The following is an 18,857-nucleotide window of genomic DNA, read 5'->3' as shown; positions in this document are numbered from 1 at the left end:
ACAATGTATACATGCAATGAAGCATCTCTGCTGTGCTTGTTATGTGAAATTGGGGTCGTGATCACTGTAATATGTTATTATGAATAGTAAGATAGTTCGTTTGTTTTTGTTTTTAAGCCGAAGACGGCATACGAGCTCTATTACGGTCGCGTGGGTTCGGAGATTTGTATAAAAGACAGGCGGCCGGGCCGTCCCCGTTCTCCATGGCGGCGCTGATGTCGGCGACGACGGCGGAGACGTCCACGCCGCCCTCGCCGCCGCTGGCCTCGATGGTGGTCAGCAGCGAGCGCACGGCGTCGACCATCTGCAGCAGCACGCTGGTGCGGTGCGGGGTCAGCGCGAGCTCACCGTCACGCAGCCGGGAGAGCATGTTCTCGCCGACGTGCGTGACCTCCTCCAGCCGGTTGAAGGCGAGGAAGCCACTGGTGCCCTTGATGGTGTGGATCGTCCGGAAGATGCTCGACAGCCGCTCGCGCGAGTTGGGCTCCTTCTCGAGAGCCACCAGGTCGGCGTCCAGCTGGTCGAGGTTCTCGTGGCTCTCGACGAGGAATTCCTCGACGATGTCGTCCAGACCGTCCACTGCTGCCTTCTCTCTGCTCTGCGGGAGCGCGATCGGCTCCGGGGTGTCATCGGCGGGCGTGCGGCGGAGTCAAGGTGAACCCGTCGGCCGGCGCCGTCGGTGCTGTTATCGGCAGTCCGTCGCCCGCAACCGACCATCGGGGCGGGCCCGTCCTCGCCCCGCGCCTGCGCGGGGCGAGACGACGGCGGGCTTCCTGTGGGTGGAGCTCTGGAACGGGCGGCGGCACCGTCGGAGTGCGCCCGGCGCATGGGACCGACTCCCGCCCGCGCGGTGCAGGGAGAAGATAGGACGCGGGAACATCGCAGGGACATCTGCTGCGAGCGTGTCGGAATTGCCGGCAGAGAACGGTCGGCGACCGCATTTCCCATGTCGATTCGGCGCCGGAAGGAATGGCGCCGGCGGCCCCGTTCCCAGCCTCGGGACGCCGGTCCTTCCGGTGAGTGGACCGCCCAACCCCGTGCGCAGGTCTGCGGCCAGCGGGAGGGCGTCGACGGCGACGCGGGAGTGATCAGGGCCTCCGTGGTGGACTCCGCGGCGCTCGAACTGCATCAGGGAGCCACAGCCGGATCGTCTGGCGGAGGCACCCGCGGCGGCGGCCGTGCGCGGTCTCGAGCGAGACGCCAGGAAGGGTCCGTCTGATCACGGGGGCGGGTACGCATGCGTGTCGGGATCAGGCGAGAGATCGCGTACCCGACGCACCGCGGGTGTCGACATGCGCCGCTCGGTCGGCTGCGACGACGGTGCCGGGACCGCAGAACGGGGTGATGACCGGAGTTCCGGTCATCACCCCGTCCAGAGGACGCGAGCGCTGGTCAGTAGGTGAATCGACCGACGGTGGTGCGCAGGTCGACAGCCATCCGGGACAGCTCGTCGACGGCGGTGCGGGTCTGGGTCAGCGCCTGGGTGGTCGAGTCCGCGGCCGTGGACACACCGGTGATGTTCTCGGCGATCTGCGTGGTGCCACCCGCCGCTTCCTGCACGGAGCGCGACATCTCGTTGGTGGTGGCGGTCTGCTCCTCCACCGCGCTGGCGATGGTGGTCTGCCGGTCGGAGATCTGCGCGACGATCGAGGAGATCTCCTCGATAGCCGTCACCGCCGCGGTCGTGTCGCCCTGGATGGCCAGCACCCGCCTGGCGATGTCCTCGGTGGCCTTCGCCGTCTCCTGGGCCAGCTCCTTCACCTCGTTGGCCACGACCGCGAAGCCCTTGCCCGCCTCGCCTGCACGGGCTGCCTCGATGGTGGCGTTGAGCGCGAGGAGGTTGGTCTGCTCCGCGATCGAGGTGATGACCTTGACGACGTTTCCGATCTCGGCCGAGGAGTCACCGAGCTTGGCCACGGTCTCGGTCGTGCGCGCAGCGGCGTTGACGGCGCGGGCGGCGACCTGGCTGGCCTCTGCGGCGTTGGTGGCGATCTCCCGGATCGAGGCGCCCATCTCCTCCGCACCCGCGGCGACGGTCTGCACGTTCCGGGAGACCTCCTCTGCCGCCCCGGACACGACACCGGACTGCGCGGAGGTCTCCTCCGCCGACGCCGAGATCTGCGCCGACGACGCCGACAGCTCCTCCGAGCTCGCCGCCACCGCGTCCGCGGACGCCACCACGCCGGCCATGACCTCGCGCAGACCGGCCTGGGCCGAGGTCAGCGCCAGAGCCATGCGCCCGAGCTCGTCCTGGCCGCGCACTTCCGGGGCGACGGTGAGGTCTCCGGCGGCGAGCGCCTCGACAGCCCCCTGCACCGAGCGGACCGTGCTGACGATCCGGCGGACGACGAACACGGTGAGGCCTCCGGCGATGCCGAGCCCGGCGGCCAGCGCCGTCCACAGCGTGAGCACCGAGGAGTCGACAATGTCGGCGACGTCGTCGGTGTCGGCCTGGCCGGCCGCCACGCGCCGCTCCTGCATCGCGTTGTACTCGTCCATGATCACGTCCGACGAGTCCTGCAGCGGTCCGGTGATGACCGCCGCGGCCGTCGCCAGGTCGCCCCGTTCGGCGGCGGGGAGCAGCTGACCGTCGGCGACCTCGTAGTACTGCGCGAGGTAACCCCGGAAGACCTCGAAGGCCTCTTTGTTGACCGTCACCGCGGCGTAGGCGTCGAGCTGCCCCTCGATCGTCTCCCGTCGCTCGGCCAGGTCGGCCCGCAATTCGGCCTGCGTCGCCTGGTCGGTGAGGGCGTAGGAGTTGTACCGCGAGCGGTCGCCCTGCCAGGAACGCTGGATGTTGGACAGGTCGGCGAGGGTCACCACGTTCTCGTTGATGCGGTTGGCTGCCGACTCCACGCTGGCCAACCGGGACATCGCGAGGACGGTCATGGCAACCGCCACGACGGCGAGCACACCGACGGCGGTACCGATCTTGGCGCCGATGGGGCGGTCGGCGAACCAACCGCCGGAACGCGACGTGCGCGCCGGGGAGACAGGAACGGACATGGCAGGACTCCAGGAATGCGAGGGGGGATTGTGCTGCCACCCCGCAACATTGCCTGGGCGGTGCGAGAGGAAAGCTAGCGGGCCGGCAGAACGACATCGGCCATATCGGGCGCGTGTCCGAACTCCGAAGATAAAACGGTCGGTCACCGCATTTCTGAGGACGCCTTGTCGACAATGGTGAGACCATTCCCGGACCCGGGAATCCCACGGGGCGGCGACCGGATCCGGTCGCCGCCCCGCGGGTCAGGGCATGGCCCTGTCAGTGCTGAGCCCTGTCAGTAGGTGAACCTTCCGATGGTGGTGCGCAGGTCGGCGGCCATGCGGGACAGCTCGTCCACGGCGGTGCGGGTCTGGCCCAGTGCCTGGTTGGTCGCGTCGGCAGCGCCGGAGACGCCGCTGATGTTCGTGGCGATCTGACCGGTACCGCCGGCGGCCTCCTGGACCGACCGCGACATCTCGTTCGTCGTCGCCGTCTGCTCCTCCACCGCGGAGGCGATGGTGGTCTGCCGGTCGGAGATCTGCGCGACGATCGAGCTGATCTCCTCGATCGCGGTCACCGCGGCGGTCGTGTCGCCCTGGATGGCCAGGACGCGCTTGGCGATGTCCTCGGTGGCCTTGGCCGTCTCCTGCGCCAGCTCCTTGACCTCGTTGGCGACCACCGCGAAGCCCTTACCTGCCTCACCGGCCCGCGCGGCCTCGATGGTGGCGTTGAGCGCCAGCAGGTTCGTCTGCTCCGCGATCGAGGTGATGACCTTGACGACGTTGCCGATCTCCGCCGAGGACTCCCCCAGCTTGGCGACCGTGGCGGTGGTGGTGGCGGCAGCCTCGACCGCGCGGTGCGCGACCTCGGAGGCCTCGGCCGCGTTGCTGGCGATCTCCCGGATGGAAGCGCCCATCTGCTCCGCGCCCGCGGCGACGGTCTGCACGCTGCGCGACACCTCCTCCGCGGCACCGGCGACGACACCGGACTGCGCGGAGGTCTCCTCCGCCGAGGCGGCGATCTGCGCCGAGGACGCCGACAGCTCCTCCGAGCTTGCGGCCACCGCGTCGGCCGAGGCGACGACCGAGCCGAGCACCTGCCGCAGGCTGTCCTGCGCGCTGTCCAGGGCGACGGCCATCCGGCCCAGCTCATCGGCGCTGGTCACGCCGGTGGTCGTGGTGAGGTTCCCGGCGGCCATCGCCTCGGCGGTCACCTGGACGGCCCGGACCGTGCGCGTGATGCGGCGCACCACCAGGAGCGTGAGTCCCACGGCGACCAGCGCCGCGAGGATGGAAGCGATCAGCAGGAGTCGCGTGGCGGAGGTGGCGTCCTCGGTGGCCTCGGCGTTGCGCTCGGCAGCCTGGTCGGCCTGCGCCACCCCTTCGGCCTCCAGCTCGTCGGCCATGATCTGCAGCAGGGGCTGCAGCTGCACGGACTGCACGCGGGCGAAGCCGGCGAAGTCACCGCGGTCGGCCGCAGGGAAGAGCTGGGTGGTCAGCAGCTGGAGGAACTGCGCCCGCGTGGTGGCGAACGTTTCCATGCTCTCGGGAGCCACGACGAACGGCTCGTAGGCGTCGAGCCCGGCCTGGAGGTCGGCGTTCTTCTCCTCCATCTCCCCGAGCAGCTCCACCCGGCGCGCCGGGTCGGACACGGCGTACTCGAGGGTCCGCGCACGGTGGGCGGCGTGAGCCCGCTGGACCTCGGAGAGCGCATTGAGCGGCTTGAGGTTCTCGTCGTAGATCCGCTCCTGGTCGGCGCTCATCTCCTGCATGCGGGAGATGGCCAGGGCGTCGCTGCCGGCGAGGACGACCAGCAGCAGTGCCACCACCGCGCCGATGCGGACGCCGAGCGGCCGGTCGGAGAACCAACCCCCGCCTCCCGCTGCGCGGGTCCGGGACGAACGAGTGCTCATGACTGCTCCAGTGCGGGAAGGGAGGAGGAACTCCGTGGCGAAACGGCGCTTACGTCCGTTTCCTGCACAAAGAATGGCGCACTGCGAACGCTGTAGCGGCGCGATGGATGCGTGTCGCGCCGCGGTCCGGAAAGTAGGTCGCCGACCACCTTTCCGGAGTCGACTTGGCGACGCCCCACACATTTCACGACTGCGCACGCGCACCATTCGGCCCCAACGACCAGACGCCGGCGGCGACCGTCGAGGTCACCGCCGGCGTCCGCCGCGAAGGGTCGTCCGGAGGACGGCTGGATCAGTAGGTGAACCGCCCGACGGTCGTGCGCAGGTCGGCGGCCATCCGGGACAGCTCGTCGACGGCGATCCGCGTCTGGCTGAGTGCCTGGGTGGTGGACTCGGCCGCCTGGGAGACGCCGGTGATGTTCTCGGCGATCTGCGTGCTGCTGTTGGCGGCCTCCTGCACCGAGCGCGACATCTCGCTGGTGGTCGCCGTCTGCTCCTCCACCGCGCTGGCAATCGTGGTCTGCCGGTCGGAGATCTGCGCGACGATCGAACTGATCTCCTCGATCGCGGTCACCGCCGCGGTGGTGTCGCCCTGGATGGCGAGCACGCGCTTGGCGATGTCCTCGGTGGCCTTCGCCGTCTCCTGCGCCAGCTCCTTCACCTCGTTGGCCACGACGGCGAAGCCCTTGCCCGCCTCACCGGCGCGAGCGGCCTCGATGGTCGCGTTCAGCGCCAGCAGGTTCGTCTGCTCCGCGATCGAGGTGATCACCTTGACGACGTTGCCGATCTCGGCCGAGGAGGTGCCCAGCTTCGCCACCGTCGCCGTCGTCGTCTCCGCCGCCGCCACCGCCCGCGCGGCCACCTCGCTGGCCTCGGCGGCGTTCTGCGAGATCTCCCGGATCGAGGCGCCCATCTGCTCCGCACCGGCAGCAACGGTCTGCACGCTGCGGGAGACCTCCTCCGCGGCGTCCGACACGACACCGGACTGGGCGGAGGTCTCCTCAGCCGACGCCGAGATCTGCCCTGACGAGGCGGAGAGCTCTTCGGAGCTGGCGGCGACCGCGCTGGCCGAGTCGGCGACCGAGGTCAGCACGGCGCGCAGGCTGACCTGGGCGGCGTCGAGGGCGGCGGCCATCCGGCCCACCTCGTCGCGGGAGGTCACGCCGGTGGCGACGGTCAGGTCACCCTGCGCCAGGGCCGCCAGGGAGTCCTTGACCCGGGCGACCGGCCGGGTGACCGATCGCATGGTCAGGATGCTGATGGCGATGATCACCAGCAGCCCTCCCGCCGCCGCGGCCTCGGCGATCAGCTCCGCCTGCGCCAGCGCGTCGTCGAGGCGGCCCTGTGCGGCGTCGCTCTCGCTCGCCAGCACGTCCTTGGCCTCGCTCACGGCGCCGTCGCTCAGGTCGTTCGCCGCCTGGATCTCCTCCCAGCGGCCGCGCATCGTCCCCGGGTCGGCGACGGCGAGGTCCACCCACCCGGAGATGGCGTCGGTGTAGGCGCCGAAGCTGTCGGCGAGGCCGGCCACCGACTCGGCGGCGGGGCCGGTCAGGGGGACCGTGGCGAGCTCGGCGAGCATGGCCTCGGGCGTGGCGATGTCGTCGGCGAGCTCAGCGAGCTGGGCCGCAGGGTCGGGCCGGACGATGGTCTTGAAGCCGTCCACCTTCAGCTCGCTCGCCCGGGTGTCGAGCTGGAGCACGAGCTCCTCGGCCTCGTTGAGGTGCCGGAGCTCCTCGTTCGCCTCATGCACGGAGGCGTCGCCGAGCAGCACGGCCGACAGCAGGCCACCGAAGGCGAGCACGACGACGCCGACGAGGATGCCGAACTTCACCGCCAGGGGGCGGTCGGCGAACCAGCCCGCACGCCGCGAGGCGACGGGAGAAGAGACACGGGTTTTCACAGGAACCGTCCTGACGATGAATGGTCTGCACCACCGGTCGTGGTGACGCACTGATTGTGGTGACTCCAACCACGGTCGGGCAGACCATTCAATCATCGCTGGAACAATTGTTACCCGCGAGGCGGGTGAGCACTTTTGGGTCGACCATTTGTCGACAACTCATTCGCATACGGCGTTTCCGGCCTGGAACCGGGTCGGCGCGAAGAAGCGCAGGTCACACGGGCGAAAGCGGGTCCGGCCCGGTGGGGGAGGAGCACTCGATGCGCCCCGCACCGGCGCGCCGGGAGCACGGTCACGCCGGCGACGGGCCCGACACGCCGAGATCAGTCGAGCAGGTCTCCGAGCCGGTCCAGCAGTGCCACGACCGCGGCGGAGTCGGCGACGCGGTGGCGAGCGACGGTGTCGCCGTCCCCCACCTTGACGGTGACGTCATCCGGACCCAGGGCGCGGAAGCCGTCCTCGTCGGTGACGTCGTCCCCGAGGTAGATCGCGGCAGCGGCACCGAGGTCGTCCACGAGCCGGCGCAGGGCGGAGCCCTTGTCCGCGTCGGTGACTGCGATCTCGAGGACCTCCTTGCCGGGCTTCATCGTCAGTGACGAATCCGCCAGCTTCCGGGCGCGAGCCAGGAGCGCGGCAGCGGCATCGCGATCGGGGACCTGTCGGACGTGGACCGCGACGCTGGCGGGCTTGACCTCCAGCCGCGCGCCGGCGGTGGCCGCCACCTCCGGCTCGAGCAGCCGGGCCAGCGCGTCCCGCTGGGCCGCGAGCTCGCCGGCCAGCGGGCCGTCGTACTCGGCGCCGTGGCTGCCGACCCAGCGGAAGGGCCCGGACAGCCCGCTCGTGCGCTGGAGGTCCTCGACGCCGCGGCCGCTCACCAGCGCGACCGTGACGCCGTCGACAGCGGCGAGCCTGGCGAGCACCTCGGCGATCCCGGGTTCGGGGAACGCGCTCGAGGGGTCGTCGCGCAGACGGGCGAGGACGCCGTCGTAGTCGCTGGCCACCAGCAGGGGCCGCCGGGCGGCGACCGCCGACAGGGCGGCGTCCAGGGCGGGGGAGAGGCTCACGCCTGCTTCTTCAGCGCGTCGAAGAAGGAGCTCGCCCAGTGGTCCAGGTTGTTCTTGACCAGGTGCCGGCGCATGGCCCTCATCCGCTTCGCCAGCTCCGCGGGCTCCGCCCGCAGCGCGCGCATCAGCTGGTTCTTGACGCCGGCGATGTCGTGCGGGTTCACCAGGAACGCCTGCTTCAGCTGGGCCGCGGCCCCGGCGAACTCGGACAGCACCAGGGCTCCGCCCCCGTCCCCCCGTGCGGCGACGTACTCCTTGGCGACGAGGTTCATGCCGTCCCGGTAGGGGGTGACCAGCATGACGTCGGCGGCCCGGTACAGCGCGGCGAGCTCCTCGCGGGGCATCGACTGGTTGAAGTAGTGCACGGCGGGCCCGGCGATCGAGCCGTAGACGCCGTTGATGTGGCCGACCTGCTGCTCGATCGTCTCGCGCATGTGCACGTAGTGCTCGACCCGCTCCCGGCTGGGGGTGGCGACCTGCACCATCACCGTGCCGGGCGCCTCGACGGCGCCGTCCTCGAGCAGCTCCTCGAAGGCGCTGAGCCGGACGCTGATGCCCTTGGTGTAGTCCAGCCGGTCCACGCCCAGGATGATCCGGTCGGGGCTCCCGAGCTCCTCCCGGATCTCCTTGGCCCGGGAGAGAACCTCCGGGGACCGGGCGAGCTCGTCGAACGCCGCGACGTCGATCGAGATCGGGAACGCCTTCGCGATGACCGTGCGCCCGTCGTACTCGATCTGGTCACGCCGGCAGGTGAGATCGTGCAGTCGCCGGGCCAGCTGGACGAAGTTCGCCGCGGCCGAGGGCAGCTGGAAGCCCACGAGGTCGGCCCCGAGCAACCCCTCGATGATGGCCGACCGCCACGGCAGCTGGGTGAAGAGCTCGTACGGGGGAAACGGGATGTGCAGGAAGAAGCCGATGGTCAGGTCGGGACGGCGCTGGCGCAGCATCGCCGGGACCAGCTGCAGCTGGTAGTCGTGCACCCAGACGATGGCGTTCTCCGCAGCCACCGCGGCGGCGCGCTCGGCGAACCGCTTGTTGACCTGCACGTAGGTGTCCCACCAGGTGCGGTGGTACTCCGGCTTCTCCACGACGTCGTGGTAGAGCGGCCACAGCGAGGCGTTGGACATGCCCTCGTAGTAGTGGTCGACCTCCTCCTCCGAGAGCGGCACCGGGATGAGCGACATCCCGCCGGACTCGAAGGGCTCCGGCGCCTCGCCGGCCGACCCGGACCAGCCGACCCAGGCTCCGCCGCGCCCCGCGACGAACGGCTCCAGTGCGGTCACCAGCCCGCCGGGGCTGCGCTGCCAGTGCGTCGAGCCGTCCGGATCGGTCACCTGGTCGACGGGCAGCCGGTTGGCGACCACGACGACGGGGCTGTCCGCCTTGACCTCAACATCGTTGTTCTCGGCCATACCGCCTCTGACCCTATCCACAGCCGGCGCGGAACGCCCTCCCGGAGCGGGTCAGAACGCTCGGCCGAGGGCGTGGCCGGCGACCGCGGCGCCCAGACCGAGGGCGAGCGTGGCCCCCACGTACCCGAGCACCACCGGCCACCGGCGCTGCTCCGCCAGCCGGACGACGTCGGTGCCGAAGGTCGAGAACGTCGTCAGGGCTCCGCAGAAGCCGGTGCCCAGGAGCGCCGCCAGCCAGCCGGGCGCGGCCGCCCAGCCCACCAGCACTCCGAGCACCGCGCTGCCCGTCACGTTCACCACCAGGGTGCCCAGCACGCTGCCGGGTCCGCTGCGGGCGACGGCGATCCGCTCGGCCAGCAGCCGCAGCGGTGCGCCCAGCATTGCCCCGGCCACGACGAGCCAGGGCGTCACCGCGGGGCCCCGGCGAGCCGTCGGCCGGCGAGCATCCCCGCCGCGGCCGCGGCGATCCCGCCCACGACCGAGACGACGACGTAGCCGGCAGCGGTCCCGGCCGCTCCGGCGTCGGCCAGCCGGACGGTCTCCACGGCGAAGGTCGAGTAGGTGGTGAAGCCGCCCAGGACGCCGACCCCCAGGAAGGGACGCGCCCACGGCGAGCCGGGTGCCCGGCCGGCGAGCACGGCGGCGAGCAGCCCGAGCAGCAGGCAGCCGGTGAGGTTCACCAGGAGCGTCGCCCAGGGCCACCCGGGAAGGGAGGAGGGAAGCGCCTCGGCCAGACCCCAGCGGGCCAGCGCGCCGATCGCGCCGCCCATCGCGGCGAGGAGATAGGCCACCGACCTCCTACTCCTCTCCCGTAACCCGTGGGGCAGCATGCCCTCCGGGAGGGTCGCACGTCGGTGGCCCGGAGCAGGGGAGGACCCCGTGGGACCGCTGGAGGGCGTGCGGGTCGTGGAGTTCGCCGGACTGGGTCCCGGCCCGTTCTGCGGCATGCTGCTGGCCGACCTGGGGGCCGACGTCGTGCGGATCGACCGGTTGGGCGCCCGCGGCGGCCTGCTCGGCTCGCTCGGTGCGACGTCCCTGCTGGACCGGGGCAAGCGCTCGATCGCGCTCGACCTCAAGGACCCGGCCGACGTCGAGGTGGTGCGAGCGCTCGTGCGGCGATCGGACGTGCTGCTCGAGGGGTTCCGGCCCGGCGTCATGGAGCGGCTGGGCCTGGGCCCCGACGAGTTGATGGGCGAGAACCCGGCGCTGGTCTACGGGCGGATGACCGGCTGGGGCCAGACCGGTCCGCTGGCCTCCTCGGCGGGGCACGACATCGACTACATCGCGCTGACCGGGGCGCTGGGCGCAACCGGTCGGCCCGACGAGCGCCCGGCGCCGCCGCTGAACCTGCTGGGCGACTTCGGCGGCGGGGGAGTGTTCCTCGCCCTCGGGGCGCTGGCCGCCCTGATCCGGGCCCGCACGACGGGGGAGGGGCAGGTCGTCGACGCCGCGATCGTCGACGGGACCGCCGTCCTCACCACGATGATCCACGGGATGCTCGACGCCGGTGTGTGGACCGACCGCAGGGGCCGCAACCTGCTGGACACCGGGGCGCCGTTCTACGACGTGTACCGCTGCGCCGACGACCGGTTCCTCGCCGTCGGCGCGCTGGAGGAGCAGTTCTACGCGGCGCTGCTGGACGGCCTCGGCCTGGCCGGCGAGGAGTCGCTGCCCGACCGGAACGACCCGCGCCAGTGGCCGGCGCTGCGCGAGCGTTTCACGGAGACGTTCGCCTCCCGGACGCGGGCGGAGTGGTGGCAGGTGTTCGAGGGCACCGATGCGTGCGTGGCGCCGGTGTGGTCGCTGCTCGAGGCCACGACGGACCGGCACAACGCCGAGCGGGGGGTCTTCGTCGAGGTCGACGGCGTCGTGCAGCCCGACGTCGCACCCCGATTCTCCGCGACGCCGGGACGGGTCGGCTCGGTGCCGGAGGCCGGCCAGCACAGCGACGAGATCCGCGCCGAGCTCGGCCTCTGAGCCTCGGGCATGGGAAGCGATACACCCGTTTTCGAGGGCAGAACCGGTGTATCGCTTCCCATGCCCGGGTCCGCTCAGCGGCGCTTGCGGGTCTCGGGGAAGAGCAGGTCGACGAAGCGCTCCGCGGTCGGCTGGGGCTCGTGGTTGGCCAGGCCGGGGCGCTCGTTGGCCTCGATGAAGACGTAGTCCGGGCCGGCCACGTCGTCCACGAGGAAGTCGATGCCGGTCACCGGGATGTCCAGAGCCTGCGCCGCGCGGACGGCGGCGGCGGCGACCTCCGGGTGGACCTGTGCGGTGACGTCCTCGATCGTGCCGCCGGTGTGCAGGTTCGCCGTCCGGCGCACCTGGATCCGCTGCCCGTTGGGCGGCACGTCGTCCATGCTCCAGCCGGCATCGGCCACCACCTCCGCGGTGGTGTCGTCGAGCGGGATGCGGGACTCACCGCCGGTCGCCCGTTCGCGGCGACGGCTGGTCGAGCGGACCAGCTCGGTGACGGTGCTCCGGCCGTCGGCGACCACCTCGGCGGGTCGGCGGACGGCGGCAGCGACGACCTGCCGGTCGATGACCAACACCCTCAGGTCGTCTCCCGGCACGAGCTCCTCGACCAGCACGTCGGGGCAGAACTGCAGGGCGTACCGGACTGCCTTCTCCAGACCCGCCTCGTCGGTCACGCCCACGGTGATGCCGCGGCCCTGCTCGCCGCGGGCGGGCTTGACCACGACGGAGCCGACCTCGCGGACCAGCGCGGCGGCCTCCTCCAGCTGTCCCTCGCGGGCGAGGGCGCCACGGGCGACCCGCACGCCGGCGCGCTCCATGATCCGGCGCGTCACCCGCTTGTCGTCGCAGCGGCTCATGGCCACGGCGGTGGTGAACTCCGACAGCGACTCGCGGGTGACGACGGTGCGACCGCCCACCGAGAGCCGCAGCTCGCCGAACTCCGCGTCGAGCACCTCGACCCGGATACCCCGGCGCAGCGCCTCCTCGGCGATGATCCGGGCGTAGGGGTTGAGGTCCACGAGGCCGGGCGGCCGCGCGGCGTACAGCGGCGTGTTGATCGGGTTCTTGCGCTTGACGCAGACGGCGGAGACCCGGCCGAAGCCCAGCTTCCGGTAGAGCCGGATCGCGCCCTCGTTGTCGTGCATGACCGAGAGGTCGAGGTAGGCCCGGCCCCGGCCGACGTAGCGCTCGGCCAGCACGCGGACCAGCGCCTCACCGGTTCCTGGCGGGGCGTCCTGGTTGTGCACCGCCAGGCACCAGAGGCTGGTGCCGCCCTCCGGGTCGTCGAAGGCCAGAGTGTGGTCCACGCCGGTGACCGTGCCGACGATCCGGCCGGTACGGGTGTCCTCGGCCACCAGGTAGGTGAAGCACCGGGTCCGGTGGTTGTCCCACATGATGTCGGCCTCGCCGACGACCATGCCGTTGAGCGCGTAGATCTCGTTGATCGCCTCCATGTCCGCGCGCGAGGTCGCCGTGCGCACGAAGACGCCCCGGATCAGCTCGTGCCGGGCCCGGTAGCGGTAGAGGTCCAGGCGGTAGGTGTAGCTCGGGTCGATGAACAGCTCGTCGGGTGCCAGCCCCACCAGCACGTGCGGATCCCGCGGGTAGATGCAGATGTCCCGCTCGCCGCTCTCCTCGGCACGCAGCGCGTCGACGATGCCCCGCAGGTCGGCGAAGGTCTGACCGAAGACCAGGCGGCCCCAGCCCATGTCCAGGACGACGTCGTGCTGCATCCCCTGGAGCTGGTGCTCGGATGGCTCCTGCCACGACCGGTCGGTCAGGGCGGGGGTGTTCGCCACCGGCGTGCGGCGCCGGTGACCCGCGAGCCGGGGTGTCATGGTCATCTCCTCAGACCGCGTGCGTCTGCAGCCAGAGCTCGAGAAGGCCGAGCTGCCAGAGCTTGTTGCCGCGCAGCGGGGTGAGCTCGCCGTTGGGGTCGGCGAGCAGCTCGCGCACGTACTCGGGGCGGAACATGCCCCGGTCCCGGGCGGCGTCGCTGGAGAGGGCGTCCTTCACCAGCCCCAGCACCTTGCCCTCGAGGTGGGTGATCGCCGGGACCGGGAAATAGCCCTTGGGCCGGTCGATGACCTCCGGCGGGATGATCCGTCGCCCGATCGCCTTGAGCACGCCCTTGCCGCCGTCGGCCAGCTTGTGTTCGGGCGGGCAGAGCGCGGCGAGCTCCACCAGGTCGTGGTCGAGGAACGGCACGCGCGCCTCCAGGCCCCAGGCCATGGACATGTTGTCCACGCGCTTGACCGGGTCGTCGACCAGCATGATCTCGCTGTCCAGGCGCAGGGCGGCGTCCACGGCGGTCTCGGCGCCGGCTGCCTCCATGTGCGCGCGCACGAAGGCCAGGCTCGGGTCCTCCGCCAGCGCGTAGCGGTCGGAGACGACGGCGGCCATCTGCGCGTGGTCGCGGTCGAAGAAGGCCTTCGCGTAGGTGTGCACGGCCTCCTCGCGGCCGACCCCGGCCAACGGCGGGTACCAGTGGTAGCCGGCGAAGACCTCGTCGGCGCCCTGGCCGGACTGGACGACGCGGATGGTCTCGCTGACCCGCTCGCTGAGCAGGTCGAAGGCGACGGCGTCGTGGCTGACCATGGGCTCGGCCATCGCGCCGACCGCGTGACCGAGGGCGCCGACGAGCTCGTCGGAGCTCACCCGGATGCGGTGGTGGTCGGTGCCGAACCGCTCGGCGATCACGTCGGAGTAGACGAACTCGTCGCCCTCGCGGCCGCCGACGGACTCGAAGCCGATCGAGTAGGTGGACAGGTCGCGCTGCCCCTCCTGGGCGAGCAGCCCCACGATGAGGCTGGAGTCCAGACCGCCGGAGAGAAGCACGCCCACCGGGATGTCGGAGACCAGGCGGCGGCGGACGGCGACCCGCAGCGCCTCCTCGATCGCGTCCTCCCAGTCCCGCGCCGTCCAGTTCGCGTGCTCCGCCCGGCGCTCGTAGGTCGCGTTCCAGTAGCGGTGCTCGCGGCTGGTCCCGTCGGCCTCGATCACCCGCACGGTCGCCGGCGGGAGCTTGCGGACGCCGTTGAGGATCGTCCGCGGCGCGGGCACCACCGCGTGCCAGCTCAGGTAGTGGTGCAGGGCCACCGGGTCGATGGAGGTGTCGACGCCGCCGGCGCGTACGAGTGCCGGCAGGGTCGAGGCGAACCGCAGCCTGCCCGGGGTCTCGGAGAGGTAGAGGGGCTTGATGCCCAGCCGGTCGCGGGCCATGACCACCCGGCCGGTGTCCCGCTCGGCGATGACGAACGCGAACATGCCGTGCAGGTGCGAGACGACGTCGGTGCCCCAGTGGTGGTAGCCCTTGAGGATCACCTCGGTGTCGCTGTGCGAGAAGAACGTGTAGCCGTGGCCCTCGAGTTCGGCCCGCAGCTCGCGGTAGTCGTAGATGCAGCCGTTGAAGACCGCGGTCAGGCCCAGGTCGTTGTCCACCATCGGCTGGGAGCCGCAGGTGGAGAGGTCGATCACCGACAGCCGGCGGTGACCGAAGGCGACCCGGCCGTTGCTCCACGACCCCTGCCCGTCGGGCCCCCGGGGCACGAGTGCATCGACCATGCGGCTCACCGCAGTCGTGTCCGCCATGGTCCCGTCGAACGTGATCTCGCCACAGAGGCCGCACATACGACTTGATCTAACCCGCGGTGGGCGATCCACGCTCGTCGAGATCATGATCACCCGCTGCGGCGATCGGAGCCTTCCCAGACCCTTGCAGGTGCGATCCACGCGTGTTCCACGTGGAACGCCACGAGGGCGGCCCCGCCGGGAGGCCGCCCTCGTGAAACTGTGCAGCGCCGGTCAGCGCCGCGTCGGCTTGCCGGGCTTCCGGCTCTTCGTCGCCTCGGTCGTGGTCGTCGCGGTGAGCGACTGCGCAGCGGCGACGACGTCGACCAGGCCGGTGCCCTTGTCGTAGGAGGTCGGGTGACCGTCCACCGTCCGGTACGCCGCACCGTCGGTGTAGCGGTGCGTCGTGCCCTTCAGCGCGGCCTCGATCTCGGCCGGGGTGGCAGTCGGGTCGGCTTGGAAGAGCTGGGCCACGATGCCCGCGATGTGCGGGGCGGCCATCGAGGTCCCGCTGATCGTGTTGAAGGTGCCGACGTCCAGCGGGCCGGGGCCGTTGCGGGGGTCCAGGCCGGTGGAGCAGATCGGCAGGTACGGCCGGCAGGCGGAGGTGATGTTCTCGCCGGGGGCGGAGAGGTCCGGCCAGGTGGAGGGGTCGGCCGCCGCCCCGCGCGAGGAGTACTCGCTGACCACGCCGTCGCGGGTGCCGGTGTCCTGATCGAAGTAGGAGGCCACCGAGAGGATGCCCCCGGTCGGGTCCTGGCCGGGCGGGTTGGTGAGCGAGGCGGAGCCGTCGCCGCCGTCGTTGCCGGCCGCCCAGACGGTGACGACGCCCTCGGCCGCCAGTGCCCGCTGCAGCTTGACCGTGGCGGAGTTCGGGTCGAACTCCCCGCCGCCGCTGGGTCCGTAGCTGTTGTTGGTCACCTTGATCGGCGGGCAGACCGACGCCGGGACGGCGGCGCCGCACGGCTTCTCGTGGTTCTCCAGGACCCAGTTGAGCGCGGAGTCCGCGCCCACGATCAGCAACACCGCGCCGGTCGAGATGGACACCAGGCTGGCACCGGGCGCCGCGCCCTGGAAGCTGCCGCCGTCGGGCAGCGTCGTCGGGCGGCCGCCGACGATCCCGCTCACGTGCGTGCCGTGGCCGCCGACCGACAGGGTGTCGGTGTCCACGAACTGCGGCACCCGGACGACGCAGTCGGTGCTGGTGCTGGTCTCCAGCAGGCAGAGGCTCTTCAGGTTGGCCACCACGGCACTGCTGCCGTCGGCTTCTGCGAAGTAGGGGTGGGTCGGGTCGACGCCGGAGTCGATGACGGCGACGGACACGCCGCTGCCGTCGAGCGCCTCGCCGTTCGCCCCGGTGAGCGTGGCCGCCGCCTCCGCACCTCGGGTGGCGGTGTTCGAGGTCTCCTGGGTGAACTCGATCGGGGTGTTGCCCTCGAGGTAGGTGACCCCGGGCCGCGTGCGCGCCGCCTCGATCTGGTCGGCGGTGCCGGTGGCGACCGCGACGCCGATCCGCTCGTACTCAGTGACCAGCCGCATGCCGGTGGCCGCGACGGCCGCCCGGGCGGCGGCGATGTCGGTGCCGTGCACCATCACCGTCGTCGGGCCGCTGAGCGTCTCCAGCTGACCGGCGAGGACGGCGCCCGCGACGACCGCGCCGGACACCACCCCCAGAAGACGGCGGGACGAGCGGGTCATGGCTCTCCTCGGAGGTGTTCCGACGACGGGACGTGACCGGACAACGAGGCGGACGCCGAGGGGTTACTCGCAGGTAGTGGGCCAGGGCACAGCCCGGGCATGGGAAGCGATGCACCCGTCATGACGCCCACGCCGGGTGGATCGCTTCCCATGCCGGGGCGGCCGCCGCAGCGACCGCCCCGTGGGCCACGTGGGAACGCGTCAGGAGACGGCGGCCTCGAGGTCGTCCAGCACCAGGCCCGCGGCGATGGGGCCGGAGGCGCTGCTCCACACGGAGCCGTCGACCTCCGCGGCGTCCCCGTTGGTCACGGCCTTCAGGCGGGTGAACGCCGGCTGCGAGCTCGCCGCCTCGAGGGCGCCCTTGCCGTCGGCCCCGAAGGCGGCCAGGAAGAGCCGGTCGGCGTCCACCTCGGTGAGGTTCTCCAGCGAGAGCGGGTCGCTGTGCGGCCGGTCGCCGAGGTCGGTCGCGATCTGCAGGGCCGTCGCGCCGGAGTCGGTGAGCAGCACGCCGGGCATGTTGGTGCTGTTCATCAGCACCGGGCCGTTGGCCATCCAGCGGACGACGCCGGCCGTGCCCTCCAGGGCGCCGTCGGCCTTCAGCGCAGCGGTGCGCTCGTCGATGGCGTCGAGCGCCTCGGTGAGTTCGTCGTCGGCACCCAGCGCCTCGGCGTAGGTGTGCAGCGGGGCCTCCCACTCACCGCGGGCGGGGCGCTCCGGGACGATGGTGGGAGCGATCTCCTTGAGCGCGTCGTACTGCGCCTGCTCCAGCCCGGCGGCGGCCAGGATGACGTCGGGCTCGGCCTCGAGGATGGCCTCGAGGTTCGGCTCCTGGACGGTGGCGACGATGGGGATCTCGGCGGCCTCGTCGCCCAGGTACGCCGGGGCCTTGTCGCCGCCGCGGCTGGCGGTGGTGCCGACCGGCGTGACGTCCAGGGCCAGCGCCACGTCGAGCGCGGGCTCGGCCAGCGTGATCACGCGCTGCGGATCGGCCGGGACCGCGATGTCGCCGTAGAGGGTGGCCACGGTGGCCTCCTCGGCGGGTGCGGTGTCCGATCCGGAGGACGTGCCCGGCTCGCCGCCGCAGGCCGTCAGGGCCACGAGGAGACCGGCCGCCGTACCGGCGAGGAGGGTCCGGCGCCGGCGCGCCAGGAGGGAGTGGGTCACGTGTCGCCTCCGGGTGTGGGACGCACCGACAGTCGGTGCTCGGCGGTAGGTTAGCCTTGCCTTAGCCCGGGCGGAGACCGGGGTCGAGTGGAGGTCATCACGTGCGCCGGGTGCTGCTCCGCGGGATCGCACCCGCCGGTGTCGTGCTCGCCCTCGTGGTCGTGGCCAGCCTGATGCTCGGTGCCGGAGCGGTCGGCCCGGTCCGGGCGCTGGAGGTCCTCGCCGGGGGCGGTGACGACGACGCGCGCTTCGCCGTCCTCGACCTGCGTGTGCCCCGGACGCTCGTCGCCGTGGCCGTCGGCCTCGCCCTCGGCGTCGCCGGCGCAGTCCTGCAGGCCACCGCGCGCAACCCGTTGGCCGAGCCGGGGCTGCTGGGGGTGAGCGCCGGCGCCTCGTTCGCCGTCGTGGTCGTCATCGCCTCCGGCGCCGGCGCCGCCAGCCTCGGGCCCTGGGTCGCCGTCCTCGGAGCCGGGGCGGGCTGCGCGCTCGCCGTCGGCGCCGCCCGCCTGCGCGGAGCGGGCGACGACCCGGTCCGCCTCGTGCTGGCCGGCGCCGCGCTCTCCAGCCTCCTGCACGCCGCCACCTCGATCCTGCTGCTGCTCGACCAGCGGACCAGCGACGAGGTGCGGTTCTGGACCGTCGGGTCCGTCGCGGGCCGCGGCCTCGACACGCTCGCCCAGGTGGGGCCGATCCTCGCCACGGGCGTCCTCCTGGCCGTGCTCGCAGCCCGGCCCCTGTCGGCGCTCATGCTGGGCGACACCGTCGCCCGCGGCCTGGGACACCGTCCCGCCCGCACCCGCGTCCTCGCCCTGACCGCCGTCGCGCTGCTCGTCGGGGGCGCCGTCGCCGCGGCCGGCCCGATCGCCTTCGTCGGCCTGGTGGTCCCCTTCCTCGCCCGCAGTCTGGTCGGCCCCGATCTCCGCCGGGTCCTGGCCGTCTCGGTCCTCGTCGGCCCGGCCGTGGTGCTCGCCGCTGACGTCGTCTCCCGGCTGCTCGTGCGGCCCTACGAGATGCCCCTGGGCGTGGTGACGGCGCTCATCGGCGCACCGGTGCTGGTCGCCGTGGTGCGCTCGAGCCGGCTGCCCGCGCTGTGAGCGGAGGGACGAGCACCGTGACCACGGCCGCACCGGAGCGCGCCGCGACGGTCAGGACATGTCTATTATACACATCTGTCGCT

The 18,857-nt window shown here is 72.0% G+C and carries 14 protein-coding genes; 2 read left to right on the top strand and 12 right to left on the bottom strand.

Annotated features, from left to right (window positions below; all coding sequences use genetic code 11):
• Positions 1–112 precede the first annotated feature (112 nt).
• From C5508_RS15060 to crcB, 8 genes are all read right to left on the bottom strand, one after another.
• Positions 113–580 (bottom strand): Hpt domain-containing protein, encoded by a 468-nt coding sequence (locus C5508_RS15060; protein WP_232797166.1) that lies wholly within the window; start codon positions 578–580, stop codon positions 113–115.
• 812 nt (positions 581–1,392) lie between these two features.
• The gene (locus C5508_RS15055) at positions 1,393–3,006 is read right to left on the bottom strand and encodes a methyl-accepting chemotaxis protein (RefSeq protein ID WP_104525763.1); all 1,614 of its coding nucleotides are present in this window, start codon (positions 3,004–3,006) and stop codon (positions 1,393–1,395) included.
• A 275-nt stretch (positions 3,007–3,281) separates the two neighbouring features.
• Positions 3,282–4,898: a methyl-accepting chemotaxis protein gene (locus tag C5508_RS15050; RefSeq protein ID WP_104525762.1), complete on the bottom strand. Its 1,617-nt coding sequence runs from the start codon at positions 4,896–4,898 to the stop codon at positions 3,282–3,284.
• Positions 4,899–5,190: 292 nt separating this feature from the next.
• Positions 5,191–6,798, bottom strand: coding sequence for a methyl-accepting chemotaxis protein (locus C5508_RS15045; RefSeq protein ID WP_232797165.1), 1,608 nt, complete (start codon positions 6,796–6,798; stop codon positions 5,191–5,193).
• A gap of 323 nt (positions 6,799–7,121) precedes the next feature.
• Positions 7,122–7,862: a trehalose-phosphatase gene (gene otsB / locus C5508_RS15040; protein WP_104525760.1), complete on the bottom strand. Its 741-nt coding sequence runs from the start codon at positions 7,860–7,862 to the stop codon at positions 7,122–7,124.
• Complete coding sequence (locus tag C5508_RS15035; protein WP_104525759.1) at positions 7,859–9,274, bottom strand: alpha,alpha-trehalose-phosphate synthase (UDP-forming); 1,416 nt, start codon at positions 9,272–9,274, stop codon at positions 7,859–7,861. The genes otsB and C5508_RS15035 overlap by 4 nt, the downstream gene beginning before the upstream one ends.
• A 51-nt stretch (positions 9,275–9,325) precedes the next feature.
• The gene (locus C5508_RS15030; RefSeq protein ID WP_104525758.1) at positions 9,326–9,685 is read right to left on the bottom strand and encodes a fluoride efflux transporter FluC; all 360 of its coding nucleotides are present in this window, start codon (positions 9,683–9,685) and stop codon (positions 9,326–9,328) included.
• The gene (gene crcB / locus C5508_RS15025) at positions 9,682–10,065 is read right to left on the bottom strand and encodes a fluoride efflux transporter CrcB (RefSeq protein WP_104525757.1); all 384 of its coding nucleotides are present in this window, start codon (positions 10,063–10,065) and stop codon (positions 9,682–9,684) included. The genes C5508_RS15030 and crcB overlap by 4 nt, the downstream gene beginning before the upstream one ends.
• Positions 10,066–10,153: 88 nt before the next feature.
• On the opposite strand from crcB, the gene C5508_RS15020 reads away from it, so the two are divergent.
• A complete protein-coding gene (locus C5508_RS15020) occupies positions 10,154–11,251 on the top strand; it encodes a CaiB/BaiF CoA transferase family protein (protein ID WP_104525756.1) in 1,098 nt (365 codons plus the stop codon).
• Positions 11,252–11,325: 74 nt separating this feature from the next.
• Here the strand turns inward: C5508_RS15020 and ngg are convergent, their stop codons facing one another.
• The 4 genes from ngg to C5508_RS15000 all read right to left on the bottom strand — a co-directional run bounded on the left by ngg (position 11,326) and on the right by C5508_RS15000 (position 17,680).
• Complete coding sequence (gene ngg, locus C5508_RS15015) at positions 11,326–13,086, bottom strand: N-acetylglutaminylglutamine synthetase (RefSeq protein ID WP_198598106.1); 1,761 nt, start codon at positions 13,084–13,086, stop codon at positions 11,326–11,328.
• A 10-nt stretch (positions 13,087–13,096) separates the two neighbouring features.
• Positions 13,097–14,878: an N-acetylglutaminylglutamine amidotransferase gene (locus C5508_RS15010; protein ID WP_104525754.1), complete on the bottom strand. Its 1,782-nt coding sequence runs from the start codon at positions 14,876–14,878 to the stop codon at positions 13,097–13,099.
• Between the two features lie 174 nt (positions 14,879–15,052).
• On the bottom strand, positions 15,053–16,516 hold the full coding sequence (locus C5508_RS15005) for a S8 family serine peptidase (protein ID WP_104525753.1): 1,464 nt from the start codon (positions 16,514–16,516) through the stop codon (positions 15,053–15,055).
• Between the two features lie 201 nt (positions 16,517–16,717).
• Positions 16,718–17,680 carry an ABC transporter substrate-binding protein gene (locus C5508_RS15000; RefSeq protein WP_157944112.1) on the bottom strand — a complete coding sequence of 321 codons (963 nt, stop codon included), beginning with the start codon at positions 17,678–17,680 and terminating at the stop codon, positions 16,718–16,720.
• A 101-nt stretch (positions 17,681–17,781) separates the two neighbouring features.
• Here C5508_RS15000 and C5508_RS14995 point away from each other — a divergent pair, with 101 nt between their 5' ends.
• Positions 17,782–18,774, top strand: a complete 993-nt coding sequence (locus tag C5508_RS14995) for a FecCD family ABC transporter permease (RefSeq protein ID WP_104525751.1) — start codon at positions 17,782–17,784, stop codon at positions 18,772–18,774.
• Positions 18,775–18,857 lie beyond the last annotated feature (83 nt).

It is taken from the genome of Blastococcus atacamensis (assembly GCF_002938425.1).
GTDB classification, from domain to species: Bacteria; Actinomycetota; Actinomycetes; order Mycobacteriales; family Geodermatophilaceae; genus Blastococcus; species Blastococcus atacamensis.
This window is presented reverse-complemented; position numbering and strand designations above follow the sequence as displayed.

Bases quoted from the DNA above. Each gene is read 5' to 3' on its own strand.
- C5508_RS15055 (WP_104525763.1), bottom strand. From the start codon at position 3,006: ATGTCCGTTCCTGTCTCCCCGGCGCGCACGTCGCGTTCCGGCGGTTGG.
- C5508_RS15050 (WP_104525762.1), bottom strand. From the start codon at position 4,898: ATGAGCACTCGTTCGTCCCGGACCCGCGCAGCGGGAGGCGGGGGTTGG.
- C5508_RS15035 (WP_104525759.1), bottom strand. From the start codon at position 9,274: ATGGCCGAGAACAACGATGTTGAGGTCAAGGCGGACAGCCCCGTCGTC.
- ngg (WP_198598106.1), bottom strand. From the start codon at position 13,086: ATGACACCCCGGCTCGCGGGTCACCGGCGCCGCACGCCGGTGGCGAAC.
- C5508_RS15010 (WP_104525754.1), bottom strand. From the start codon at position 14,878: ATGTGCGGCCTCTGTGGCGAGATCACGTTCGACGGGACCATGGCGGAC.
- C5508_RS15005 (WP_104525753.1), bottom strand. From the start codon at position 16,516: ATGACCCGCTCGTCCCGCCGTCTTCTGGGGGTGGTGTCCGGCGCGGTC.